The 22,734-nt window shown below is 63.0% G+C and carries 25 protein-coding genes; 4 read left to right on the top strand and 21 right to left on the bottom strand.

Annotation, left to right across the window (positions count from 1 at the left end):
• Positions 1 to 32: 32 nt before the first annotated feature.
• The 6 genes from BLT09_RS14305 to BLT09_RS14280 form a co-directional block, all read right to left on the bottom strand.
• Positions 33 to 1,289, bottom strand: a complete 1,257-nt coding sequence (locus BLT09_RS14305; RefSeq protein WP_091593945.1) for an NAD(P)/FAD-dependent oxidoreductase — start codon at positions 1,287 to 1,289, stop codon at positions 33 to 35.
• A 20-nt stretch (positions 1,290 to 1,309) separates the two neighbouring features.
• Positions 1,310 to 2,185 (bottom strand): dihydrodipicolinate synthase family protein, encoded by an 876-nt coding sequence (locus tag BLT09_RS14300; RefSeq protein WP_091593943.1) that lies wholly within the window; start codon positions 2,183 to 2,185, stop codon positions 1,310 to 1,312.
• A 30-nt stretch (positions 2,186 to 2,215) separates the two neighbouring features.
• Entirely contained in the window at positions 2,216 to 2,884 is a 669-nt protein-coding gene (locus BLT09_RS14295; protein ID WP_091593942.1) for an amino acid ABC transporter permease, read from the bottom strand.
• Between the two features lie 11 nt (positions 2,885 to 2,895).
• Entirely contained in the window at positions 2,896 to 3,564 is a 669-nt protein-coding gene (locus BLT09_RS14290; RefSeq protein ID WP_091593940.1) for an amino acid ABC transporter permease, read from the bottom strand.
• Between the two features lie 9 nt (positions 3,565 to 3,573).
• Positions 3,574 to 4,350 (bottom strand): amino acid ABC transporter ATP-binding protein, encoded by a 777-nt coding sequence (locus BLT09_RS14285; protein WP_091593938.1) that lies wholly within the window; start codon positions 4,348 to 4,350, stop codon positions 3,574 to 3,576.
• A 70-nt stretch (positions 4,351 to 4,420) separates the two neighbouring features.
• A complete protein-coding gene (locus BLT09_RS14280) occupies positions 4,421 to 5,251 on the bottom strand; it encodes a transporter substrate-binding domain-containing protein (protein WP_091593936.1) in 831 nt (276 codons plus the stop codon).
• 205 nt (positions 5,252 to 5,456) lie between these two features.
• Here BLT09_RS14280 and BLT09_RS14275 point away from each other — a divergent pair, with 205 nt between their 5' ends.
• Positions 5,457 to 6,176, top strand: coding sequence for a GntR family transcriptional regulator (locus tag BLT09_RS14275; protein WP_236473536.1), 720 nt, complete (start codon positions 5,457 to 5,459; stop codon positions 6,174 to 6,176).
• Between the two features lie 55 nt (positions 6,177 to 6,231).
• Here BLT09_RS14275 and BLT09_RS35810 read toward each other — a convergent pair whose 3' ends face one another.
• From BLT09_RS35810 to BLT09_RS14240, 7 genes are all read right to left on the bottom strand, one after another.
• Entirely contained in the window at positions 6,232 to 6,504 is a 273-nt protein-coding gene (locus tag BLT09_RS35810; protein ID WP_208602505.1) for a hypothetical protein, read from the bottom strand.
• A 162-nt stretch (positions 6,505 to 6,666) separates the two neighbouring features.
• Positions 6,667 to 7,845 carry a MalY/PatB family protein gene (locus tag BLT09_RS14265; RefSeq protein WP_236473604.1) on the bottom strand — a complete coding sequence of 393 codons (1,179 nt, stop codon included), beginning with the start codon at positions 7,843 to 7,845 and terminating at the stop codon, positions 6,667 to 6,669.
• 166 nt (positions 7,846 to 8,011) lie between these two features.
• Entirely contained in the window at positions 8,012 to 9,097 is a 1,086-nt protein-coding gene (locus tag BLT09_RS14260) for an amino acid ABC transporter permease (RefSeq protein ID WP_091593929.1), read from the bottom strand.
• A 57-nt stretch (positions 9,098 to 9,154) separates the two neighbouring features.
• The gene (locus BLT09_RS14255; RefSeq protein ID WP_091593927.1) at positions 9,155 to 10,342 is read right to left on the bottom strand and encodes an amino acid ABC transporter permease; all 1,188 of its coding nucleotides are present in this window, start codon (positions 10,340 to 10,342) and stop codon (positions 9,155 to 9,157) included.
• Positions 10,343 to 10,411: 69 nt separating this feature from the next.
• Positions 10,412 to 11,425 (bottom strand): amino acid ABC transporter substrate-binding protein, encoded by a 1,014-nt coding sequence (locus BLT09_RS14250; protein WP_091594065.1) that lies wholly within the window; start codon positions 11,423 to 11,425, stop codon positions 10,412 to 10,414.
• Positions 11,426 to 11,564: 139 nt separating this feature from the next.
• Positions 11,565 to 12,530, bottom strand: coding sequence for a LysR family transcriptional regulator (locus tag BLT09_RS14245; protein ID WP_091593925.1), 966 nt, complete (start codon positions 12,528 to 12,530; stop codon positions 11,565 to 11,567).
• A 256-nt stretch (positions 12,531 to 12,786) separates the two neighbouring features.
• Positions 12,787 to 13,026, bottom strand: coding sequence for a hypothetical protein (locus BLT09_RS14240; protein WP_027151810.1), 240 nt, complete (start codon positions 13,024 to 13,026; stop codon positions 12,787 to 12,789).
• A 138-nt stretch (positions 13,027 to 13,164) separates the two neighbouring features.
• On the opposite strand from BLT09_RS14240, the gene BLT09_RS14235 reads away from it, so the two are divergent.
• Positions 13,165 to 13,641, top strand: a complete 477-nt coding sequence (locus tag BLT09_RS14235; protein WP_236473583.1) for a cupin domain-containing protein — start codon at positions 13,165 to 13,167, stop codon at positions 13,639 to 13,641.
• A 257-nt stretch (positions 13,642 to 13,898) separates the two neighbouring features.
• Here the strand turns inward: BLT09_RS14235 and soxA are convergent, their stop codons facing one another.
• Genes soxA through BLT09_RS14195 form a run of 8 tightly spaced genes read right to left on the bottom strand, consistent with a single transcriptional unit; the run spans position 13,899 to position 20,222 of the window.
• Entirely contained in the window at positions 13,899 to 14,678 is a 780-nt protein-coding gene (gene soxA / locus BLT09_RS14230) for a sulfur oxidation c-type cytochrome SoxA (protein ID WP_091593923.1), read from the bottom strand.
• A complete protein-coding gene (soxZ, locus tag BLT09_RS14225) occupies positions 14,678 to 14,998 on the bottom strand; it encodes a thiosulfate oxidation carrier complex protein SoxZ (protein ID WP_091593921.1) in 321 nt (106 codons plus the stop codon). Before soxZ ends, soxA begins: the two co-directional genes overlap by 1 nt.
• Positions 14,998 to 15,447 carry a SoxY-related AACIE arm protein gene (locus BLT09_RS14220; protein ID WP_091593917.1) on the bottom strand — a complete coding sequence of 150 codons (450 nt, stop codon included), beginning with the start codon at positions 15,445 to 15,447 and terminating at the stop codon, positions 14,998 to 15,000. The genes soxZ and BLT09_RS14220 overlap by 1 nt, the downstream gene beginning before the upstream one ends.
• A 53-nt stretch (positions 15,448 to 15,500) precedes the next feature.
• The gene (gene soxX / locus BLT09_RS14215; protein ID WP_236473585.1) at positions 15,501 to 15,971 is read right to left on the bottom strand and encodes a sulfur oxidation c-type cytochrome SoxX; all 471 of its coding nucleotides are present in this window, start codon (positions 15,969 to 15,971) and stop codon (positions 15,501 to 15,503) included.
• Positions 15,968 to 17,230, bottom strand: coding sequence for an NAD(P)/FAD-dependent oxidoreductase (locus BLT09_RS14210; protein ID WP_091593912.1), 1,263 nt, complete (start codon positions 17,228 to 17,230; stop codon positions 15,968 to 15,970). The genes soxX and BLT09_RS14210 overlap by 4 nt, the downstream gene beginning before the upstream one ends.
• The gene (locus tag BLT09_RS14205; protein ID WP_236473587.1) at positions 17,217 to 17,579 is read right to left on the bottom strand and encodes a c-type cytochrome; all 363 of its coding nucleotides are present in this window, start codon (positions 17,577 to 17,579) and stop codon (positions 17,217 to 17,219) included. The genes BLT09_RS14210 and BLT09_RS14205 overlap by 14 nt, the downstream gene beginning before the upstream one ends.
• A complete protein-coding gene (locus BLT09_RS14200; RefSeq protein WP_091593909.1) occupies positions 17,566 to 19,740 on the bottom strand; it encodes a xanthine dehydrogenase family protein molybdopterin-binding subunit in 2,175 nt (724 codons plus the stop codon). Before BLT09_RS14200 ends, BLT09_RS14205 begins: the two co-directional genes overlap by 14 nt.
• An 11-nt stretch (positions 19,741 to 19,751) precedes the next feature.
• Positions 19,752 to 20,222, bottom strand: a complete 471-nt coding sequence (locus BLT09_RS14195; RefSeq protein ID WP_023798506.1) for a (2Fe-2S)-binding protein — start codon at positions 20,220 to 20,222, stop codon at positions 19,752 to 19,754.
• A gap of 312 nt (positions 20,223 to 20,534) precedes the next feature.
• Between BLT09_RS14195 and BLT09_RS14190 the strand changes: the two genes are divergently transcribed.
• Together BLT09_RS14190 and BLT09_RS14185 are read left to right on the top strand one after the other, a co-directional pair.
• Positions 20,535 to 21,254: a response regulator gene (locus BLT09_RS14190; RefSeq protein ID WP_023798507.1), complete on the top strand. Its 720-nt coding sequence runs from the start codon at positions 20,535 to 20,537 to the stop codon at positions 21,252 to 21,254.
• Positions 21,251 to 22,732: an ATP-binding protein gene (locus BLT09_RS14185; protein WP_091593908.1), complete on the top strand. Its 1,482-nt coding sequence runs from the start codon at positions 21,251 to 21,253 to the stop codon at positions 22,730 to 22,732. Before BLT09_RS14190 ends, BLT09_RS14185 begins: the two co-directional genes overlap by 4 nt.
• The last annotated feature ends 2 nt before the right edge of the window (positions 22,733 to 22,734 follow it).

Raw genomic sequence — 22,734 nt, 5'->3', positions numbered from 1 at the left:
CGCGCCGCCATGTCTGTCTGGTGGCCCGAACCTCAGAACCGGTCGATTCGGTAGGGCCTGATATCCAGCGGCGGAGGCTGCCCGGTGACGAGGTCGCCGACGATGCGGGCGGTCGTCGCCGCGTAGGTCAGGCCCAGATGGCCGTGCCCCGTGGCGTAGTAGACGCCCTTCGTTTTCGCGGATGGCGAGATGACCGGCACGGTGTCGGGCAAAGCCGGGCGATGCCCCATCCATTCGCTCGTCTCGGCCGCCTGAAGATCAGGCAAGGCTCCCTTCGCCCGTTTCACCAGCACTTTCGCCCGTCGGTAGTCCGGCGGCGCGTCGAGACCTGCCATTTCCACCGTGCCGCCGACCCGCAACCCGCCGGCGGTCGGCGTGACCATGAAGGCGCGCGCCGGCCAGATCAGCGAATGCTTTAGGGAAACGCCCGGCGCCATGATCTGCGTATGATAGCCGCGCTCGGTCTCCAGGGGCATCGGCTCGCCGAGTTCGGCCGACAGCCGTCCCGTCCAGGCGCCGGCCGCCAGAATAGCCTCGCGCGCGGCAAGCCGGCGCCCGTCCTTCAACCGGACCACGGCGAGCCCGTCCGCATCGCGTTCGAAGCCGGCGACCTCGCCGCGCTCGACCTTGCCACCGAGCCGGTCGAACGCCTCTACCAGCAGGAGCACAAGACGATAAGGGTCCGTTATCGAGCGATTCTGCGGGAACAGCACTGCCTTGCCGATTTTTGCCGCAAGCGCCGGTTCGAGATCGCGCAGAAGGTTGCCGCCGATCACCTCATGCGCGATGCCGAAGCCTTCAAGCACCTCGATGTGATCGCGATCGGCGCGGAACTCGGTCTCATCCGCATAGAGGCTGAGACAGCCCTCAAGGGTCAGCATGTTGGAAGCGCCGATCGCGTGCAGCATCGGAAGCAAATCGTCGTAGACACGCGCGCAAAGTGCGGCGCCCGCGGCCTCCAGCTGCTTGACCTTTGACGGCCGGCTCGCCGCGAGAAAGCGCAGGAACCACGGCATGAGCCTGGGCATATAGGACGGCCGGAAACGGACCGGCCCCTCAGGGTCAAGCAGCCATTTCGGCATCTGCGCCCACACGCCCGGCCGCGAGGCCGGCATGAACTCCGTCACGGCGATGCTCGCCATGTTGCCGAACGATGCACCCTTGCCCGGCGCATCTCGGTCGATGAGAAGCGTGTCACGACCTCGTCGCTGCAATTCGAATGCGATGGCCGCGCCGACGATGCCGGCGCCGATCACGACGATGGGCGACAGGGCTCGCCGCTCTGGCATGGCAGCTTCCCCGCGCCGAACTAGTTTAGGATCGGCTGCATCGCCGCCCTGAACTCGGCCTTCTCGGCGTCGGTCAGGGGTCCAAGCGGCGCCCGGCATTGGCCGAGCGGCAGACCCTGCAGTTCGCAGCCATATTTGATCTTCTGGACGAACTTGCCGCTCTCCAGGATGTTCATCGCCCGGTAGAGCGTCTTCATCTGCGCGCGCGCGGCATCGAGGTCGCCGGACCGGTAGGCGCGGTCGAGATCGCAGCAGGCCTTGGCCATGCAGTTGGACGGACCGCAGATCCAGCAATCGGCGCCCCAGAACATGAAATCGAGCGCGATGTCGTCCGAACCCGAGACCAGCTGGATCTTGCCCTCGTAACGGCTGGCGATATCGATCGCGCGCTGGAGCGAGCCGGAACTTTCCTTGATGCCGATGACCCGCGGATTGTCGGCGAAATGATCCATCAGTTCGAAGCTGATGTCCGACCCGTCCTTGGCCGGGTAGGAGTAGAGCACCAGATTGACTTCCACCGCATCCAGGACAGTCTCATAGTGGCGGATCAACTCGTCTTGCGTCGAGCGCGTGTAGAAGGGCGGCGCGAGCAGGACGGTATCGTAGCCGATCCTTTTTGCTATCTCCGTCTGTTCGATGACTTCGCGGGTGGCCGGCGCATTGGTGCCGGCGATCAGCGTCTCGCCCGGCCTGGCGAAATCCTTCACGAACTGCAGCACCTCACGGCGCTCGTCCGTCGACTGCGAAAAATACTCGCCGGTCGAGCCGTTCGGCACCCAGCCGGTGACGCCGGCTTCCCGCAGGTGTGTGAGCAGCTTCTCGAAAGCCTTGAAGTCGACCTTGCCGTAGCCGTCGAACGGGGTCACGAGCGCGGGCATCACGCCTGAAAGTTTCATTTTTGTCTCCAGGTTGTTCAGGCCAGATCGTCAGACGGCCAGCTTGGTCAGAATGCGTTGCTCGATGAAGGTGACAGCGCGCGTCAAAGGGAAGGCGATCACGAAATAGATGAGTGCGACGGCCGTCAGTACCTCGACGGGGCGAGCGGTATTGTTCGAGATGTTCGAGCCGATGAACATCAGATCCGTCATGCCGACCGCCGAAACCAGGGCGCTTTCCTTGAACAGGCTGATGCAGTTCGACAGCAGCGTCGGAATGGCCCGCAACACCGCCTGCGGCAGCACCACACTGGTCGTTTGCGTCCAGCGCGGCAGGCCGAGCGCAACGCAGGCGTCGTATTGCTCGCGACCGATCGAGCGCAGCGATGCCCGGAACGTCTCGCTGGTGATGGCGCCCATATAAAGGGTCAGCGCGATCACCGCGGACGTGAAGTTGGAGAGCTCCGTGCCGAGCAGGAGTGGCAGGCAGAAGAAGATCCAGAACAACTGGATTAGCACCGGCGTGCCGCGGAAGAACTCCACATAGAAGCCGGAGACACCGCGCAGGATGCGATTGTCCGACGTGCGGGCAAGACCGACGAAGAAGCCGATAGCGCAGCCGAGCACGATACAGATCAGCGTCAGCTCGAGCGTCGTCAGCAGGCCCGTGAGGAGCGCGTCCTGGAAGCGCAGCAGAACGGAGAAATCGAGCGGAGCCATCGTCGCCTCTCCTACTCTGCCAAGGTCGCGCGGCGGCGCTCGAGATAACCGACAAGCTGGCCGACCGGGAACGAGACGGCGAAGTAGATCAGCGCAACGATCGTGAAGGTTTCGATAGGACGATAGGTCTGGGTCGCCAGCGTTTTGCCCTGGTACATGAGATCCTGGACGGCCACGATGGCGACCAGCGCGCTCTGCTGGAAGATGCCGATGCCGTTGGTGAGCAGAACCGGGACCGATGCACGGAAGGCGTTCGGCAATACGATGTAGAGAATGCGCTGGAGCGGATTGAGGCCGAGCGCGATACCCGCGTCGAGTTGTTCGCGCGGCACCGCCTGGATGGAGGCGCGGTAGGCTTCCGCGTTGAAGGCCGTGAGGTTCAAACCGAGAGCGACGATGCCCATAGTTACCGAACCGAGAAAGACGTTGAACAGCATCGGCACGCAGTAGAAGAACCAGACGATCTGGACGAGCGCGGGCGTGCAGCGGAAGAACTCGACGAACATGGTCGCCGGCCACCGCACGACGCCCCAGCGGCTCATCACCATGAGCGCCACGACGAAACCGAGAGTCAGTCCGATCAGATTGGCTGCTGCGGTCAACTGCAACGTCACGACGAGGCCGTCGAGCAGCGGCCCGAAGTTGCGGGTGACCGACTGGAAATCGAAACTGTAGTTCATCGCCCCGCCTCACTGCCGGATGTGAAAGACGCGATCGATGAAGTCCTTCGTCCGCTCCTCCTTGGGCGCGCCTAGAACCTGTTCGGGCGGACCGTCCTCGACAATGAAGCCGCCGGCGCAGAACAGCACGCGCGATGCGATGTTCTTCGCAAACCACATGTCGTGGGTGACGATCATCATCGGCATATTCTGCCGCGCGAGTTGGAGGATGACCTGCTCGACCTCGCCGACCAGTTCCGGATCGAGCGCCGACGTCACTTCGTCGAAGAGCATGAGCTTGGGGTCGAGCATCAACGCACGGGCAATCGCCACGCGCTGTTTCTGACCGCCCGAGAGCTGGGAGGGAAAGGCTGTCGCCTTCTGGCCCAGTCCGAAGCGGATGAGCAGAGTGTTTGCACGCTCGGTCGCGGCGGATTTCTTTTCGCCACGCACCTTACAAGGGGCGAGGATCAGATTCTGCAGGACGTTCAGATGCGGGAACAGCGTATAATGTTGAAAGACCATGCCGATCGACCGGCGCACCTGAACGTCGATGGCAGTCTTCGCCGGCGTAGCGCCGGCATGGATGTAGGGCTTGCCTGCGAACGTGATGGAGCCGCCATTGATGTTCTCAAGCCCCATCATAACTCTCAGCAGCGTGCTCTTGCCGCCGCCGCTTGGACCGATGACGACCAGCCTCTCGCCAGGCTTCATGGTCAGGTCGATGCCCTGGAGCACTTGCAGCGCGCCATAGGCTTTCTGCAACCCGCTGACACTGACTAGCGGGGCTGTCGCCCGATCGATCATGACAGATCTCCTCCTGTCGGTTCCGCCTTTCAACAGACCGCGCCGAAGCGCGGCCTGCTGTGCCGACCGACTATTTCGTGCCCTTGAGGACTTCGTCGTTGGCCTTGCGGATCAGGTCATCCACATGGCCCGTTGCAACCTTCTCCTCCAGGAATATGTTCACGACCTCCACGTCCGAGGCAGACAGGTCGTGCGACAGACCGAATGCGACGCCCTGCTTTGCGAGAGCGGGGACTGGATTCAGCACGACCGCCCAGTCCGGATTCGCCTGGGTGAACAGGGCGTTGGTGTCCGACGCGTCGACTAGGATGTCAGCGCGGCGCGAGGTGAGCGCCAACCGAGTTTCGTCATTGCCAGGAAGGCGCAGTATCTGCGCCTGCTTGACAGCGGCGGAGATCGCCTTGTCCTGGGCGGTGCCGGACATGACGGCAAGCGTAACATCCGGCTTATCGACATCAGCCACCGACGCGGCAGCGCCCGGGATCTTGGGGTTCTCCTTGTTGTAGGCGAGCGATATCTGATACTCCATTGCCGGAATCGAGAACTGCACCGCCATGGCTCGGGCCGGCGTGCGGTTCAGCGCCAGCGACATGTCCCATTTGCCGGCCTGCAGGCCGGCGACGATGTTGTCCCAAGTCGTGTCGACGAATTCAGGCTTCACCTGCAGGACCTCGGCGAACTCGCGGCACAGATCCGCGAAGAAGCCTGAATACTCGCCCGAAGCCGGGTCGCGCATGACATAGGGCGGAGCAACCGCGGCCCCGCAGCGAAGAACACCGGCCTTCTGAACCTTCTGCCAATAACCCTCGACAGACTGGGCACCGGCCGTTGTCGGAACGGCCACCAGCAAGGCCAATGCGGAGATCGCCCCGATCGCGGGCGCAAGCAGTTTGGAAATCATTCGAAACTCCTCTGTGAGGCGCCGGTCGGGGCGCATTCCTCTTCGTCGGCTTGATGCCGATCTTGCTTTATGTCGGCACCGTGCCGACACCGCTTTATGTCGTCACCGTGTCGACACGTCAAGAGAAAAGTACAACGTGTCGACATTCAGCGCTCTTTGAGGCATGCTCTCGCGCAGTTTAGTGAATCAGAATTGGAGACGGCCGGTGGACGACATCGTAGAAACCCGCAGGGCAAAAGGCTCGGGATGGAAGAGCGTCTATGACACGCTCCGGACGGACATTCTGTCCCTAAGACTCCCGCCCGGAACGCTGCTCGACGAAACTACGCTGTCGGAGCGCTTCGACATGTCACGCTCGCCAGTCCGCGAAGCGCTGATCCGGCTGTCCGGCGAGGATCTCGTCGTAACGCTGCCCAATCGCAGCACCATTGTCGCGCCGATCGAGATCGCTACCTTCCCGAAATATGTCGAGGCGCTCGACATCGCGCAGCGCATGAACACACGCCTTGCGGCCGAACTGCGGACTGACCTGGACCTGAAGTCGATTGCCCGCTGCCAGCGCGAGTTCGAGGCGGCTGTCAAATCAGGCGATCATCTGGCCATGTCCGAAACCAACAAGCAGTTTCACATGGCGATCGCGCACGCCGGCCGGAACCCCTACTTGGCATCCTTCTACGAGCGCTTGCTCGATCAGGGTCGCCGCATGCTTCACATGCACTTCGAGTTCCTGGAGCGAACTCACGAGGGGTATCTGTTGACGGACGAGCACAATCTCATGCTGGAAGCGGTACGCGAGAAGGACGTCGAGAAAGCCGACCTGCTTGCGCACGATCATACCCGTCAGTTCCGCGACAACTTCATCAATTTCATGAAAGAAAACTACACGACTGACGTTCCACTAAGGCAACTCCGTACCGCCACGTAAACTCGCCGTTTCGCATTTCTAGCAGTCAGTTGACCGGACGCGCCCACACACTCGATCATCGCAAGCTGGAGCGCCACCGCGAAGACTGGAAAAGCGTGCGCGATGGTTGCTGCTGCCATTCACGATTGGCCGCTGCAGCGGCATGCCGACCTGTTCTGGCATCGCCGGCAAGGTCGATCGGACGACCCGTCGCCGCGTCAAAGGCCGGGTAGCGCGCGGCAACGCCCCGCATCGTCTGACGAGCGTCGTCATGACAGCCGGAGCAGGCGACATCCTCCCTGCCCTGCGCCTGTTGCCAGAGCTGCTCGCCCTGCAGCACCCACAGCATGCCGGGATTGCTCATGTCGTCGGCCCTGCAGCGCCTGCGTCTGCGGCGTCATGAAGTCAAAGCCGGAGCGCCGTGGGCCTGTGGATGGCCAGCCACGCCTGGAGCTGAATGCAAGCACGCTATCGCCGATGCCGCAGGGCCGCTCCGGTCCCGTCAACGCTCTCACAACGACTCCAGCGCCCTGGACATGCGTTCGAGCCCCCTCCGCAACAGCGGACGAGGGCAACCGACATTGAGGCGAATGAAGCCTTCACCGCCGGGTCCATAGACGCGCCCGTCGTACAAATTGACCCCGGCTCGGTCGACGAAAAAGCGTTGAACGCCTCCGACCTTCCGATCGAGCCCGCGCGCATCCAGCCACACCAGGAAGGAAGCGTCCGGCCGCATCGGTGTGATGCCCGGCAGGCGATCCTCGGCGAACTTGAGGACGAAATCGACATTCCCGCCGATGTAGCGCGTCAGCTGATCCAGCCACGGCGCGCCGGTGCTGTAGGCGACCTCTAGCGCCAGCCGTCCAAAGAAGTTGGCATTGACCATGAACGATGCCTGCATGGTCGCCAGAAGCGCCTCGCGCCGCTGCTTGTTGGCCACCGACACGGTTGCGGAGGGCACGCCGGCCAGATTGAAGGTCTTCGTTGGAGCCGTGCAGATGAATGACTTTTCCGCGGCATCCTCCGAGAGGGACGAGAAGACGATGTGCGGGCGATCCGACAATCTGATATCGCAATGGATGTCATCAGATATGACAAGGATGCCGTAGCGCTCGCAGATATCGTTCAGCGCCGTCAATTCCTGGCGCGTCCACACCTTTCCAGCTGGATTGTGCGGATTACACAACAGGAAGGCCTTGGCGCCGGCTGCCAGTTTCGCGAAGTTCTCCAGGTCGAGCTCGTATCGGTTATCCTGCAACCTTAGCCTGTTGACCAGCAGCTTCCTTCCGTTCCCCTGAATCACTTCGAAATAGGGCGAGTAGATGGGAGACTGCACGATCACCCCGTCCCCGGGCTTCGTGAAGGTCCGAAGCATCGCGGCTACCGACGGCATGATCGCAGGCGCCGGCAGCAGCGATTCCAGTGCCGGCGACCAGCCGTGCCGACGCGCGAACCATGATTGCACAATCTCGTAGTGACGGGGGTCGCGGCGGGTATAGCCATAGATTCCATGGTCCGCCGCTTCCCGCAACCGCGCGATGACGGTTTCAGGCGCGCGAAAATCCATGTCGGCGGTCCATAGCGAAAGCAGATCTTCGCCCTCGACCCGAGGCGAGAATTCGTCCCACTGATTGGCCCATTTGACTGACCCAAACTGGTGGCGATCATAGATCCTGTCGAAGTCGATCATTCCAACATTTCTTTCCGCAACCGTCGGTTGCGATGCATCTGCACAAGCCATTGCCTGGTTTCCGGTGTGGTTTTTGCCGCTCGCGGCTGCTCGAACTTTTGGCGGGCTATTTGAGAATTTGCGCCACGTGCCTCGCTGCTGAAACTGCCTGTCGCACATCCGCTTCCTAGCTCTTGTGGCCGCGCGCCAACGCGCGCTCCATCGACTGCGAGTACCGGGACATTCCAAAGCAGAAGATCCAGTAGACCAGCCCGGCGAAGAGATAGCCGGTCGAGGAGATCGTCGGCCCAGCCCAGTTCGGGTCGACTCGCGCCGTTTCGACGGCTCTCAGGAAGTCTGCAATGCCGACGATCGCTACCAGCGTCGTGTCCTTGAACAGCCCGATGAAGGTAGAGACGATGCCTGGGATAACGATAGTGAGCGCCTGCGGCAGGATGATCAGACGCATCATGGTAAAATAGCTGACGCCGAGCGCCTTTGCCGCCTCATATTGCCCCTTCGGGATCGCCTGAAGGCCGGCGCGCACCACCTCGGCCATGTAGGCGGACGAGAACAGCGCTATTGCAATCAGCGGACGCAGCAGCCGATCGGGCGTCAGATAGTCGGGGACGAAGAGCGGCATCATGAAATTCGCCATGAACAGCACCGTGATGAACGGCACACCCCTGACGACCTCGATGAAGATCACACACACTGCCCTGACGAAGGGAAGCTCCGATCGTCGGCCAAGCGCGAGAAGCACGCCGAGCGGCAACGAGAAGACGATGCCCACGATCGACATGAGCAGCGTGATGAGCAGCCCACCCCACAAGACGGTATCGATGACCGGCAGATCGAGCGACGCGACGCCCCTCAACAGCACGAAGGCGACGACCGGGTAGGCAACAAAGAACAGCAACGCTGCCACGTTGCGCCGCGGCGCCCGTTTCCACAGCAGCCAGGCGATCAGCACGGCGCCGATCGCCAGCGTCAGGTCCACCCGCCAGCGCTCGGAAACCGGATATGCCCCGTAACGGAGATAGTCGAATTTCTCCACGATGAACGGCCAACACGCGCCCTCAGGGTTGGCGCGGCATTGTTCCTGTCCGCCGGCCCAGACTGCATCCAAGACTGCAAAACTCACGAACTGATGCAAAAGCCATGCGGCGAGAACTGTGAAGCAGATCGTGAGAACGCCGGAGAACGGCGTCGAGAACAGGTTCTTTCTGATCCAGGTTGCCGGGCTCGGCCGGATTCCAGAAGGCGGTGCCATAGGGGGCAGAAGCGGAGCGCCAACGAGGGGCGGATGCAGGGACTGGCCGCTCATGCATCACCTCTCGACGATCGCGAAACGTTGATTGAAAGCGTTCATGGCCATCGACATGACGAGGGAGATCGCGAGGTAGACCGACAGCGTAATCGCCATCACCTGGACGGCGGCGCCAGTCTGGTTGAGCACCGTTCCCGCGAAAACCTGAACGAGATCGGGGTAGCCGATAAACACGGCGAGTGAGGAATTCTTCGTGAGATTCAGGTACTGGCTGGTCAGGGGCGGTATGATGATGCGCAGTGCCTGCGGAACAATGACCAGGCGAAGCGTTTTGCCCGGCGCAAGCCCGAGCGCATGGGCGGCTTCGGTCTGGCCTTTCGGCACAGCCTGGATCCCGCTGCGGACAATTTCCGCGATAAAGGAAGCGGTATAGACGGACAGACCGATCAGAAGAGCGGCGAACTCCGGATAAAGCTGGTGTCCGCCCCGGTAATTGAACCCTTTCAACTCTGGCGTCACGAACGACACCGGCGAGCCGACCAGGAGGAAGACGGCCAGAGGCAGTCCAATCAAGGCAGCGAGGCTGACCCACAGCCCGGGCAACTGCTTTCCGGTGCGGTTCTGAGCGCGCCTGGCGTAGAACCAAAAAGCGACGCAGAAGATGCTGGCCGCCAGGAACGCGAGTCCTACGGTACCTGCTCCTGCGTAGAGCTGGATTTCCGGAATGATGAGACCGCGATTGTTCAGATAGATGCCGCCGGGGAGTTCGATCGACGCCCTCGGCGCAGGCAGCGCTTTCAGGACTGCATTGTACCAGAACAAAAGCTGCAGCAATAACGGGATGTTGCGTATGATCTCGACATACGAAGCCGCGACCTTTGAAACGATCCAGTTCGGTGACAGACGGGCAATGCCGACGACAAAGCCCAAGATTGTGGCCAACACGATTCCAAGCAAGCTCACATAGAGCGTGTTGACCACACCAACCCAGAACGCTTGGCCGTAGGTGGAGAGCGTGTCGTAGGGGATCAGCGTCTGATTGATGTCGAAGCCGGCGGCCTCGTTCCAGAAGCCGAAAGACAGCGGAATCCCGCGTGCCCTCATGTTCGACGCAGTCTGAACGGCAATGCCCACGGCCAAAGCCAGCAGGCTGGCCGCCAGCAAAAGCTGATAGATGATGCCGCGGACCTTGGCGTCGTGCAGGGACAGGCTCCTGCGCGAGGGCGCGGCGAGCAGCACATCGGACATGACCCTGTTCCTGTGTTGATGTGGACTAAGCCGCCGGCGCAATCGCCGGCGGCTTGTGACCGACCCGGCCTAGCGGATCGGCGGGGCGTACTGGAGACCGCCCTCACTCCAAAGAGCGTTCAGGCCGCGCTCCATCTTGAGCGGCGAGGCCTTGCCGATATTGCGATCGAACACTTCGCCGTAGTTGCCGACCTGCTTGATAACGTCCACGGACCAGGTATCGCCAAGCCCGAGATCCTTTCCGAGGCTGCCCTCCGCTCCGAGCAGCCGGCGAATGTTCGGGTTGTCCGACGACTTCATTTCATCGACATTCTGCTGGGTTACGCCCAGTTCTTCGGCTGCGACCATGACAAGGAGCGTCCATTTGGCCACGTTGAGCCAATGATCATCGCCCTGCCGCACGGCTGGCCCAAGCGGCTCCTTGGAGATGAGTTCGGGAAGCACGATGCTGTCGTCGGCCTTCGCCATGCGCTGGCGCGATGCATTCAAAGTGGACGTATCGGCGGAGAGGACGTCGCAGCGACCTTCGTCGTATGCCTTTACGACAGCTTCTTCATCGGCAAACCCGACGGTCGAGAATGTCATCGAATGCGACCGGAAGTAATCGGCGAGATTCAATTCTGTCGTCGTGCCCTGGGTGACGCAGATGGATGCGCCATCCAGATCCTTGGCCGAACCGACGTTCTCCGCTTTGCGGACCATAAAACCCTGGCCATCGTAGAAATACGTGCCCGCAAAAAGTATTCCGAGAGACGTGTCGCGCGATGATGTCCAGGTTGCGTTATGTGCGAGTATATCGATCTCGCCCGACTGAAGCGCGGTGAAGCGGTCCTTCGGCGTAAGCGGAATGAACCTTACCTTCTGCGCATCGCCCAGAACCGCTGCTGCAACAGCGCGACAATAGTCGACCACGAACCCGGTCCATTTGCCCTCATTGTCTGGAAGGCTAAATCCGGCCGTCGCTGAGTTGGTTCCGCAGGTCAGAACTCCGTTCTTCCTAACATTTTCGATCGTCGCGGCGGACGCGTTGGATACAACGAGCCCTACCGCTGCTCCGACCAGACCCTTGAGAATTGCTTGCATCTTGGTTCCCCTTATTTTTTTGTGGAGCACCAAGGTTGCGCAGGCCTCATTATTGGTCAAATTCATTCTCGTCATGATGACTATGAGGTCTGCTCATACATGGCTGCACTCGTAATGGTTTCAGCCGTGTGTCTCCTGTTTATTTCTTCTGTTCTCTCTCAGAAACAATTTCTCTCTTTTTAATCTGTGACTCAGAGTAGATGTTTGAGAGAACTTCTTTGAGCCAGATCGTCCCTGGGTCCGTGGCCATCTGCGGATGAAGGAGCAACCACGCGCTCACATTTGGGATCGGCAGCGGCGGCGAAAGCAGCGTCACTTCACTCGCTTTATCAAGGATTTGGAGGATTCCGTCACCACAATGAGCAACAAGTTCGGTGCCTCGCAAAACCCACGGAAGTGCCAGATAATTCGATATCGTCGCGACCACGTTCCGCCGCAAACCAAGCTCCTTGAGCGCGGCATCCGCAAGTCCGCTGGAAACACCATCGGCGGAAACCTGCAAGTGAGACGCTGACAGATATGTCTCCAATGACATCGCCGAACTTGCGATTTGGCTGCCGCTCCAAACTGCGCAGAAGAGACGATCCTGGCCCAGTTCGATCTTCAAAAGGCTTGGGTCATCCTTGATCACTGCTCCAGTCAATGCACAGTCGATCTGTCGAAGATGAACCGAGGACGGGATATCGAGCCCGTTCGCTGGAATAATATTCAACGTGGCACCGGGCGCCTGCCTGGAAAACTCCCGCAGAAGACGTGGTATGATTATCATCGCATGGTAGTCGGTGAGGCCGACACGAAAGTTCCGCCGTGTGGTTGCGGGATCGAAAGTTTGATGGCGATCAATCGAGGCTCGAATCGTTGCCAATCCGGCCGAAATGTCTGGCAGAAGCTCAACCGCGCGCGGGGTTGGCCTCATAACGCCTCCATCGCGCGTGAACAGCTTATCGCCGAAAAGGTGCCGCAGCCTGGACAAGGAGTGGCTGATCGCAGATTGCGTTCTTCCCAATTCGCATGCCGTACGCGTGACACTTCTTTCGCGCATCATTACGTCGAACACGCGCAGCAAATTCAGGTCGAGGTCATCGAAGCTCATGAGATTGCCCATGAATGGTTTGTCATGAATGGTTTGTCATGAATCAGCACCGAAAAATGACCGCCACAGAGAGCCGATAAGGCCTTGGGTTTCATCATGAGGCGAGAACGCTCGATTGCTGGCCCTGCCCTCGCCAGGGATTGCAAGCACATTGTGCACGTGCTCGGGGCCTCGAGTCTGACGGGTACATCCGTAGGAATCGATACCGGATTTCAGATGCTTGAGTGCTACTTGCGTGGGCAGCACTCAATATAGTTTCCCGCGGATTTCACCGATGTTCACGGCGCGCCTCCTTTTCCTCGCTGTTCTGCTCCTCACCACCGTCAGGACGGTTGATTGTCACCGTGCACGCAATCAGGGTGTTCCAGTCCGGGCCGTGTTCAATGATGTTATGAAGCTCGGAAATCTCTTCAAGATAATGTTCGATCGTAATCGGGCCGTTCTGGTGGCCGTAGACAAGAACCGCTTTCCAGCGCTTGTCACCATGCAGCGTTACCACGTTACTCATGCCGACTATCTCCTGCGGTCATCGAACAAATCCGGCTGGATTGCCGTGGGCCAAAAGGTAGCGGAACCGACCCGGCATGCAGCCGGTTGAATCGGCATGAAGAGTCGTCCTCTGACAACCAGCAATGCAGGCTACATCATGAGCATTCTGCAGAGTACCAAGAAAGCTGTCGAGCAGGTTACCGGTGTCGCAAGACCGGGCAAGCAAGGAGTAACCGATCTCGTAAGGCGGCGAAAAGCGAATGAGTTTTGGTTCAAGGATGATGGCCTGGTCCCCAATCATCCGTTTTGGCCGCTTGTCGTCTATCGCAGCGCCATGAGGCTGCCCGAAGAATTTGATCCCGCAGCCGTCTTGGAGGAGCTTTTTGAGGCCAATGGATGGGGGGATAGCTGGCGGAATGCCATCTACGACTACGTTCACTACCATTCACGAATACATGAGGTGCTCGGGGTTGCGGCCGGTACGGCTAAAGTCCAGTTTGGAGGCAAAAAGGGACGAACCCTGTCACTGAAGGCCGGCGACGTCGCGGTTCTTCCGGCCGGCACCGGGCACCAATGCCTTTCGGCGTCCGACGATTTTCTGGTTGTCGGCGTACCCTCCATTTGGGACCTATGACGAATGCACGAGGAGCATGATGGCGCGCTGGCCACGATCCGGAAGGTAGGTCGTCCACGCAAGGATCCCGTCTATGGGAGCAAAGGCCCGCTTCTGCAAAATTGGAAGAAGACTTGAACTAGGCGCAGATCGATCGAAGACCCACAAGCACAGAATGCACGAGCGGGGGAGTTCGCAGCTCAGGCTACCGGCTGAGCGCCGCATTCCCAATCAACTGTCCGTCGGCGGCAGGTGAACAACCATCCCGCTGTCTGGCATCACGGCCGCACGGCCGGCGTCTCGATCAGCAGGCCGCGGGCCCGCTCGGTCAGATGGAGCTTCAGGTCGACGAGTTCGGCTGCGCCGAATGCGAAGGGCTCGGCTCTGACCCCGATCATGCAGTTGCGCAGGCGCCGCTGCAGCGAACCGACCGTCTGCCACTCCAGTCGGTAGAGCGGATAGCCGGTCGGATGCGCCTGCGGGATGACACTGCCGCCGAGCCGTTTGCCCCAATTGTCGTCGTGGCAGGAGGCGCAGGAGAGCTCGAGCTGTCCGATGCGGCTCTGGAACAGACGCCGGCCGTTGTCGCGAAACGGCGCGAGCCGGGCGTCGGTCGCCGGCGTGATTGGCATGCCGCGCGACTGATGCGTCACATAGGCCGTCAGGGCGAGCAAGGCGTCGGACTCCGGCGCCAGCGGCTCGGCCTGCTGCCGCTCCGCTCGACAGGAGTTGATACGCCCGGCAAGATCGATCGGCCGGCCCGTCGCCGCGTCAAAGGCCGGGTAGCGCGCGGCAACGCCGCGCATCGTCTGGCGCGCATCGTCATGGCAGCCGGAGCAGGCGACATCCGCCCTGCCCTGCGCCTGTTGCCAGAGCTGCTCGCCCTGCAGCACCCACAGCATGCCGGGGTTGCTCATGTCGTCGGCCTGCAGCGCCTGCGTCTGCGGCGTCATGAAGTCGAAGCCGGAGCGCTTCTCGCCGTCTTCGATGCCGGCGGCAGAGACAATGCCGCAAATAGCGGCGACAGCGACGGCTGCAAGCCGCCAGAGCGCATGCATCAGTTCACCGTGATATCAGCCGACGCCGTTTGGGTCTTCCCGGCATCGTCGCTCCAGGTGAAGTCGATCGTGCCGCTCGTCGTCGCAACCAGCGTGAAGGCAATGAACGGATTTGCCGACACCGCTGGAAAGAGATCGGCCGAAAACACCTCCTCGCCGTTGTAGGTGCAGGTGAAACGGCGGATGATGTCGCGGGGGATGTTGGAGCCGTTCGGGCCGCTACGATAGCCGGTTTCCATCGGATGGGCGATCATCGCCTTGATCTCGACGACTTCGCCCTGCCTGGCCACTTTCGGCACATTGACGAGCGCGCGCGCCATTATGAAAGGTCCTCGATACAGGCGGCCAGCGTGACGATGGCGCTCGCCCGGCTCGACCAGAAGCTGCCGTCGCTCATCTCGGCGACGGCGACAACGACCTGCGAGGTCGCGAGCCGGATCCGCGTCGAGACCATGGCGCGGCCGGAGCGCGCCCCGAGGTGGAAAACCGCGACATTCGCCTCCGGGTTTTTCTCGTTGAAGACCGCGATGCGCCGGACATGGTCGTCTTCGGTCATCGGGCTTTCGGCGACGATTGTGACCCCGACCGCGTTGCCGTTCTCGACCAGAGGCGGCAGGTCGAGCCGGACGCGGCCGTCGAGAACGTTGGCTCCCCCCGTAAAGGTCCGGATCGCTTCCTCGAGGCTCGGGCGGGCAACGGCCCAGCGCGGCAGGCTGATCGCCAGCAGGCCAGTCATGCCGGCCCGAAGAAACTGCCGCCGTCCGACCATGCCTGCGTAAACTCCCGGGCCTGCGTAAACTCGAAGCGGGTCTTCGTGCATGATCACCCCTTCAGCGTCGTGAGATAGGCGACGATATCCTCGATATCGGCGCCGCCCAGGATCGGCTTGCCGCGCCAGGCGGCGGCGACACGTCGGCCTTGCTCATCCGCGACCCGATAGTAGGAAGGCATGATCGTGTCCGGCACGAGCCGCTTCATGTCGACCACGCGCAGCCGGATCTGGCCTTCCGAAAGTCTTGCCCCGACGCCGGTCAGGTCGGGCGCCAGCGTGCCGTGCAGATGCGCGTCGGGAAACAGCCCGCTGTGGCAGAGCGTGCAGAGGCTGCGCTGCCGGTCCGCGATCAGCGCGGCGCCGCGCGCCGGATCACCCTTGCCGCCGACCAGAGGCTGCATGATCGCATCGCCGGTCACGACATAAGACGCCGTCTCCTCATAGGACCCCGTCTCCTCGCCGGCACCGGGCGAGGCCGCAAGCTGCAATCCCAAAAAAGCCAGAAAAGCCAGCCTCATCATCCGAACACTTCACTGGTGATGGTCCGGAACCAGTCCTGCGCATAGGCCGCTTCCAGTTCGCGGACGGAACGCGGCGCTTCGAGCGGGCTGGTGCCGCCCGCACCCTCCACCTCGGCAAGCAGCCCGTCACGCGGCTGGTAGACCCCGGCGATCGAAATGCCATAACCGGGCGCGACCAGGCTGTAGCAGGTGTTGATGAGTTTCGGCTGCGCCGGCGGCCGCTCCCTGACCAGGGCGGCGACCGCCGCGGCGCAAGCTTTTGCCTGGGCGTTGGCGCTGAAGGCGGATTTCGGCATCGCCCCGCCGATCGCCGCGTCGCCGATGACGTGGATCGCCGGCTGCAGGCGGGACTCGAAGCTGACCGGGTCGATCGGGCACCAGCCCGTCTGGTCGGCAATGCCGGCCGACTGCGCAATCGCGCCCGCACGCTGCGGCGGGATCACATTGGCGACATCGGCCTTGTGATCGCCGAACTCGGTCACCAGCGTCCTTGTCGCCGGGTCGACTTCCGTCACCCTGCCGCCCGACGACAGCGGCACCCATTCGATCAAGCCGGGATAGAGCTCCTGCCAGGCCGCTTCGAACAGCCGCTGCTTCGAAAAGGCGTCCTTGGCGTCGAGGATGATCAGCTTGGATCTGGGCTTGCTGGTCTTGAGATAATGCGCGATCAGGCTTGCCCGCTCGTAGGGACCGGGCGGGCAGCGAAACGGATTGGCTGGCGCCGCGAGGACGACGATCCCACCGTCCGGCATCGCCGCGAGCTGGTCGCGCAGCAGCAGCGTCTGCGCCCCAGCCTTCCACGCATGCGGCATGGTCGCCGTCGCCGCCTCGTCGTAGCCCGGCAAGGCGTCGAAGCGCAGGTCGATGCCGGGCGCCAGCACCAGCCTGGTGTAGCCGATCTCGGCACCATCCTCCAGCCGAACGCGCCGGCGCTCGGCATCGACGACGACAGCCCGCTTGCGGATCAGCGCGATGTCGCCGAACTGGTCATAGCCGAAGGTCTGCGCCTCGATGCCGCGCAGCCCGGCAAGCACTTCATTGCTGAACGGGCAGGCCAGATAGGCGGCCTCTGGCTCGATCAGCGTCACGGCAAGATCGCGATCCAGCCGTTTCAGCGCGCGGGCGCAGCTTGCCCCGGCAAAGCCGCCGCCGACGACGATCACGCCGGGCAGTGTCTGTGCGCGCACCTGCGGCGCGGCAAGGACGGCCGCGGCGACGCTGGCCGCGACGCCGCCGATCAGGGCTCTACGGCTGGGCATGGCGTGCCGCCTCCGGCTTGGCGAGCCATTCGGCGATGGCGCGCGTCTCCTCCTCGGTAAATCCGCTGGCGATGCGGTCCATGACCGTCGCCTTGCGCTCACCGGAACGGAAGGCGTGCATCTGGGCGACGATATCGTCTGCCGCATGGCCGTCGAGCGAAGGGATGGCTGAGCCGAGCGCCGCCGGCCCGTGACAGCCGGTGCATGCCGCGGCGCCTGACGCCGCGTCGGCCCATGCCGGCGCGCTGGCCGCAAGCGCCGCAAGCAGGACAGGCGCCGCAAGCAGGACAGGCGCAAGCGCCGGTCCGCCGCGCCTGTTCGTCGCGCGCCTCATATCAGGCGAGGTCATGATTCTTCAGCGGCAGCGTGCGGATGCGTTTTCCGGTGGCGGCGAAGATCGCATTGAGGACGGCCGGCGCGGCGACCGCGATGGTCGGCTCGCCGACGCCGCCCCAGAAGCCGCCGGACGGCAGGATGATCGTCTCCACATCAGGCATTTCGGCCATGCGCAGGACCTCGTAGCTGTCGAAGTTTTCCTGCTCCATGCGGCCGCCATTGACCGTGCATTCGCCGTAGATGCAGGCGGAAAGGCCATAGACGAAGGAACCCTCGACCTGCCGCTCGACCTGTGCCGGGTTGACGACATGACCCGGGTCGGTGGCCGCCACGATGCGATGGATCCTGAGTTGCCCGTCGGTGACGGAAACCTCCGCTGCCGCCGCCACGTAACTGCCAAAACCCATGATCTGCGCCAGGCCGCGGTGAACGCCGGCCGCGGCCGGGGTGTCCCAGCCGATCCGTTCGGCGACCGCCTCCAGCACGGCGAGATGTTTTGGATGTTTGGCCATCAGCTTGCGGCGGAAGGCGAGCGGGTCGACGCCGGCCGCATGGGCGAGTTCGTCCATGAAACACTCGACGTAAAGCGCGTTCTGGTTGAGGTTGACGCCGCGCCAAAAACCTGGCGGGATCGGCGGGTTGCGCATGGCATGGTCGACAAGCAGATTGTCGACCGTATATCCCAGCGTGCCTTCCGTGCCGCTGAGGACGAGGCCCTGGAAGACCACCGGGTCCATGCCGTTCTGCATGCCCTGCGGCCGCACCGCGGCAAGGATCGACTGGCCGGATATGCGCATGTGCAGAGCGGTCAGGTTGCCGTCCGCGTCGAGCGCGCCCGTCAGCCGGCATCGGGTGGTCGGGTGATAGGCGCCGTGCAGCATATCCTCTTCGCGCGACCACATGAGCTTTACCGGCGTTCCCGGCACCTGCCTGGCAATGCTGACCGCCTGGCGCACATAGTCCTGGAAGTTGCCGCGCCGGCCGAAGCCGCCGCCGAGATGGATCTTGTGCACCTCGCATTGCTGCACCGGCAGGCCTGCGGCCTCGGCCGCTGCAGCAAGGCTCGCCTCGCCATTCTGGGTCGGCACCCATACCTCGCAGCGCTCCGGCGTGTAGAGCGCCGTCGCGTTCATCGGCTCCATGGTCGCGTGGTTCTGGTAGGGGAAGGCATAGGTCGCCGTGACCGTCCGGCCGGCGGCGGACAGGGCAGCACCGGCGTCACCTTGCCTGGCGCCGACGAAGGCGTCATTTGCACCGAGCCCCTCTTCGAGCATCGCCGCGATCGAGGCGCTGGTGACCTGCCTGTTCGGACCTTCGTCCCAGACGATCGGCAAGGCATCGAGAGCGGTCTTCGCCCGCCACCATGTGTCGGCGACAACCGCAACGGCGGTCTCGTCGACCTGAACGACAGTGCGCACGCCCGGCATGCCTGCCACCGCCGCCGCGTCGAAACTCTCCACCTTGCCGCCGAAATACGGGCAGGCCCGGATCGCCGCGTTGAGCATGTTCGGCAGCTTGAGATCGGCGCCGTAGACCTGGCTGCCGTTGAGCTTGTCGGCCGTGTCGAGCCGCGGCAGCGGCTTGCCGGCTATGGTCCAATCCTTCGGGTCCTTGAGCGTGACATTGGCGGGCGGCGTGATTCGCGCGGCGGCGGCAGCCAATTGTCCGTAAAAGGTGGCGCGATCCGACGCTGCGTGCGTGACCATGCCCATCCTTGCGGTGCATTCGCTGGCCGGCACGCCCCATTCGGCGGCCGCGGCGGCGATCAGCATCTCGCGCGCAACGGCGCCGCCAATGCGCACATACTCGTGCGACTCGCGGATGCCGCGGCTGCCGCCGGTCGAGAAATTGCCCCACACGCGGTCGCGCGCCAGGTTCTGGGCCGGCGACGGATATTCGGTCGTGACCTTGGACCAGTCGCAGTTCAGCTCCTCGGCGACGAGTTGCGCCAGGCCGGTCAGCGTCCCCTGCCCCATCTCGGAGCGGGCGATGCGGATGACCACTGTATCGTCGGGCCTGATCACCACCCAGGCATTGATTTCCGGCGCAGTCTCGCTGCCCTGCGCATGTGCCGGCTTGATGAACGGCACGTTGAATCCGAGGGACAAGCCGCCGGCCGAGGCGGCCACGCCGATGATGAAGCTGCGGCGGGAGAGGGAAATTGTGGCGTTCATGACTGCTCTCCTCAACCGCGTTGCGTGGCTTCGCCGGCCTTGGCGGCCAGCTTGATCGCGGCGCGCACCCGGTTGTAGGTGCCGCATCGGCAGATGTTGGTGATCTCGGCGTTGATGTCCTCGTCCGCGGGGTTCGGGTTCTGCATGAGCAGACCCGCCGCAGCCATGATCATGCCGGCCTGGCAGTAGCCGCATTGCGGCACGTCGAGCGCCAGCCAGGCCTGCTGGACCGGATGCGAGCTGTCCGGCGAAAGCCCCTCGATGGTGGTGATTTGCTGGTCGGGCTCGACCGCGCTCACCGGAAGCACGCAGGAGCGCGTGGCGACGCCGTCTATATGGATGGTGCAGGCGCCGCAGGCGGCAACGCCGCAACCGTACTTCGTTCCGGTAAGCCCGATCTGCTCGCGGATCACCCACAGCAGCGGCGTGTCCGGATCGACCTCGATGTCACGTGGCGTGCCGTTGATGATCAATCTGGCCATTGTGCAATCCTTTCGATCAAAGGCTGGCGAGGACCGAAGTCTGGATGCCGCCCCTGGCGACAAAGACCGGACGTCCCGGCTAGCGACGAGGCCAAGTTAGGCGGGAGCTGTCGCAGAATCTTGTCCCGAACACCGGCAGTTCATCGCAAGTTGTCGCGGGCGCAGTGCTCTGATACATTTCGTTACACTTCTCACGCTTTGTTGATGTCGGGCGAGATTGCCGCCATGGCGCGGAAGGTGATCATCCGTGTAGACGCAAACTAGATATCGTCGATACTGACCGACTATTCAGCGGGGACCTTGGAGCATTGCATGGAAGTGGCGCAGCACATCGCGGTCGTCGACGACCACAGGGACATCCGCGATCTCGTGGGGAAATACCTCACGCAGCAGGGTTATCGCGTCAGCGTCGCCGACAGCACGGCCGCGCTCAAGCGGCTGCTCGACCGCAGCCTGCCCGATCTTATCGTCCTCGACGTCATGATGCCTGGCGAGGACGGCATTGCCGCCTGCCGGCACGTGCGCGGAACGGTCGACGTTCCGATCATCTTCCTTACCGCCATGGCCGAGGAGGTCGACCGGATCGTCGGCCTCGAGATCGGGGCCGACGACTACCTGACGAAGCCGTTCAATCCGCGGGAATTGCTGGCGCGGATCAAGGCTGTGCTCAGGCGCGTCCACAGCCTGCCGCCGCAGCGCGGTCGGCTCAAGTCGAACGCGCTGCGCTTCGACCGCTGGACCCTGAATGTCGGCCGCCGCGAGCTGGTCGGGCTCGACGGCGTGGCGGTCGCGCTCAGCACGGCCGAATTCCGCCTTCTCACCGCTTTTATCGAGCATGTCGGGATCGTGCTCAGCCGGGATCAGTTGCTTGACCTCACCGTCGGGCGCTCGGCCGACGGTTTCGACCGGGCCGTCGACAACCAGGTGAGCCGGCTGCGCAAGAAGATCGAGGCGGACCCGAAGAATCCAATGCTGATCAAGACGCACTGGGGCGGCGGCTACTGCTTCACCGCCGAGGTGGCCCAGGCATGATGCTGTTATGGAGACGCAGCCTGGCGGCCCGCTTCCTCATGCTGGTGCTGCTTGCGCTCGCCCTGTCGCAGGCGATCACCTTCCTGATCTCGTGGGACGAGCGCGGACAAGCCCTGCACGCGGCGGCCAAGGGCGAGTTCGTCAGCCGCACGTCCTCGCTTGCCATTTTGCTGGACACGACGCCGCCCTCGCTTCGACCCGACATCCTCAACGTCAGCGGCACCGCCTATACGCGCTTCTGGACCTCGCACGACGGGCCGAGCAATCCCCTCGCCTGGCAACAGGAGGCGCTGACGCAACTCGCCAAGCCGCTGCCCGGCATTGCCGCCAAATATGCAGCCTACATGAACGGGCAGGCCTCGAACGCGGTCGCTGCCGCCGATCCTTCCGTGCCACCGCGCATGCTGGACCTGTCCGGCAGTGGCAGCCCGTTCACCCGACCTGCCAAGTTTCTTTATCTGGACGGCGCCCCAAACGGCATGGGGCTTTCCGTCCGCCTTGACGACAGCACCTGGCTGAATGCCGCCTACGCCAAGGTGATGCCGAGCGCCTTCTGGACCGCGCAATCGGCGATATCGCTGGCGCTCACCGCACTCATCCTGTCCGCCATAGCGATTTTCGGGGCGCAGGCAATCGCGCGTCCGCTGCGACGGCTCGCCAATGCCGCGGAACTGTTCGGCCGCGGCGAGGCCGTGCCGCGGCTGCCGGAATCAGGGCCGGACGACATCCGCCAGACCGCCGAGGCGTTCAACCGCATGCAGGAGCGCCTGCAACGCTTCGTCGAGGACCGCACACGCATGCTGGCGGCGATCAGCCACGACCTGCGCACGCCGCTGACCTCGCTGCGGCTGCGCGCGGAGTTCGTCCAGGATCACGATCTCCAGGAGAAGATGCTGAAGACCATCGAGGAAATCCAGACGATGACGGAAGCAGCGCTCGCCTTTGCGCGCGAGGACGCCGCGGTGGAGGAGACGCGAACCGTCGATCTTTCGGCGCTCGTCGGCAGCCTCTGCGACGACCTCGAGGAGCTGGGCCAAAACGTCACCGTCAGCGATGGGCCCAAGGTGCTGTATCGCTGCCGGCCGGACTCGCTGCGCCGGGCGATCCGCAACCTCGTCGAAAATGCCGTCCGCTATGGCGAGCAGGCCAAGGTGAGCCTGGTCAGGCGCACCGACAGCCTGGACATTGTGGTCGAGGACGCCGGGCCCGGCATTCCGCAAGCCGACATGGAACAGGTGTTCGCGCCGTTCTTCCGCCTGGAGCAGTCGCGCAACCGGGAGACCGGTGGCGTCGGGCTCGGCCTGTCGATTGCCCGCGCCATCGCCCGCCACCACGGCGGCGACATCGTGCTGGAAAACCGGAGCAACGGCCTTCGCGCGATCGTCAGGCTGCCGCTCATCGACATGGCCAGGCAGCTTGCCCCGGCGCCGGTGCCTGAGACGAGCCCTCCGACCGGACTGCGATCCTTGCCGGCTTGACC

Source organism: Mesorhizobium muleiense (assembly GCF_900099905.1).
GTDB classification, from domain to species: Bacteria; Pseudomonadota; Alphaproteobacteria; order Rhizobiales; family Rhizobiaceae; genus Mesorhizobium; species Mesorhizobium muleiense.
The sequence above is the reverse complement of the archived record's forward strand: the minus strand, read 5'-3'. Positions and strand labels throughout refer to the sequence as shown.

What these genes read in the sequence shown, in the direction of transcription:
- BLT09_RS14205 (WP_236473587.1), bottom strand. Translation starts at nt 17,579, where the DNA reads ATGACCTCGCCTGATATGAGGCGCGCGACGAACAGGCGCGGCGGACCG.
- BLT09_RS14240 (WP_027151810.1), bottom strand. Translation starts at nt 13,026, where the DNA reads ATGAGTAACGTGGTAACGCTGCATGGTGACAAGCGCTGGAAAGCGGTT.
- BLT09_RS14295 (WP_091593942.1), bottom strand. Translation starts at nt 2,884, where the DNA reads ATGGCTCCGCTCGATTTCTCCGTTCTGCTGCGCTTCCAGGACGCGCTC.
- BLT09_RS35810 (WP_208602505.1), bottom strand. Translation starts at nt 6,504, where the DNA reads ATGCTGTGGGTGCTGCAGGGCGAGCAGCTCTGGCAACAGGCGCAGGGC.
- BLT09_RS14260 (WP_091593929.1), bottom strand. Translation starts at nt 9,097, where the DNA reads ATGGCACCGCCTTCTGGAATCCGGCCGAGCCCGGCAACCTGGATCAGA.
- soxA (WP_091593923.1), bottom strand. Translation starts at nt 14,678, where the DNA reads ATGCATGCGCTCTGGCGGCTTGCAGCCGTCGCTGTCGCCGCTATTTGC.
- BLT09_RS14235 (WP_236473583.1), top strand. Translation starts at nt 13,165, where the DNA reads ATGAGCATTCTGCAGAGTACCAAGAAAGCTGTCGAGCAGGTTACCGGT.
- BLT09_RS14250 (WP_091594065.1), bottom strand. Translation starts at nt 11,425, where the DNA reads ATGCAAGCAATTCTCAAGGGTCTGGTCGGAGCAGCGGTAGGGCTCGTT.
- BLT09_RS14305 (WP_091593945.1), bottom strand. Translation starts at nt 1,289, where the DNA reads ATGCCAGAGCGGCGAGCCCTGTCGCCCATCGTCGTGATCGGCGCCGGC.
- soxX (WP_236473585.1), bottom strand. Translation starts at nt 15,971, where the DNA reads ATGATGAGGCTGGCTTTTCTGGCTTTTTTGGGATTGCAGCTTGCGGCC.
- BLT09_RS14195 (WP_023798506.1), bottom strand. Translation starts at nt 20,222, where the DNA reads ATGGCCAGATTGATCATCAACGGCACGCCACGTGACATCGAGGTCGAT.
- BLT09_RS14300 (WP_091593943.1), bottom strand. Translation starts at nt 2,185, where the DNA reads ATGAAACTTTCAGGCGTGATGCCCGCGCTCGTGACCCCGTTCGACGGC.
- BLT09_RS14285 (WP_091593938.1), bottom strand. Translation starts at nt 4,350, where the DNA reads ATGATCGATCGGGCGACAGCCCCGCTAGTCAGTGTCAGCGGGTTGCAG.
- BLT09_RS14290 (WP_091593940.1), bottom strand. Translation starts at nt 3,564, where the DNA reads ATGAACTACAGTTTCGATTTCCAGTCGGTCACCCGCAACTTCGGGCCG.
- BLT09_RS14220 (WP_091593917.1), bottom strand. Translation starts at nt 15,447, where the DNA reads ATGGTCGGACGGCGGCAGTTTCTTCGGGCCGGCATGACTGGCCTGCTG.
- BLT09_RS14210 (WP_091593912.1), bottom strand. Translation starts at nt 17,230, where the DNA reads ATGCCCAGCCGTAGAGCCCTGATCGGCGGCGTCGCGGCCAGCGTCGCC.
- soxZ (WP_091593921.1), bottom strand. Translation starts at nt 14,998, where the DNA reads ATGGCGCGCGCGCTCGTCAATGTGCCGAAAGTGGCCAGGCAGGGCGAA.
- BLT09_RS14245 (WP_091593925.1), bottom strand. Translation starts at nt 12,530, where the DNA reads ATGGGCAATCTCATGAGCTTCGATGACCTCGACCTGAATTTGCTGCGC.
- BLT09_RS14280 (WP_091593936.1), bottom strand. Translation starts at nt 5,251, where the DNA reads ATGATTTCCAAACTGCTTGCGCCCGCGATCGGGGCGATCTCCGCATTG.
- BLT09_RS14265 (WP_236473604.1), bottom strand. Translation starts at nt 7,845, where the DNA reads ATGATCGACTTCGACAGGATCTATGATCGCCACCAGTTTGGGTCAGTC.
- BLT09_RS14190 (WP_023798507.1), top strand. Translation starts at nt 20,535, where the DNA reads ATGGAAGTGGCGCAGCACATCGCGGTCGTCGACGACCACAGGGACATC.
- BLT09_RS14255 (WP_091593927.1), bottom strand. Translation starts at nt 10,342, where the DNA reads ATGTCCGATGTGCTGCTCGCCGCGCCCTCGCGCAGGAGCCTGTCCCTG.
- BLT09_RS14185 (WP_091593908.1), top strand. Translation starts at nt 21,251, where the DNA reads ATGATGCTGTTATGGAGACGCAGCCTGGCGGCCCGCTTCCTCATGCTG.
- BLT09_RS14200 (WP_091593909.1), bottom strand. Translation starts at nt 19,740, where the DNA reads ATGAACGCCACAATTTCCCTCTCCCGCCGCAGCTTCATCATCGGCGTG.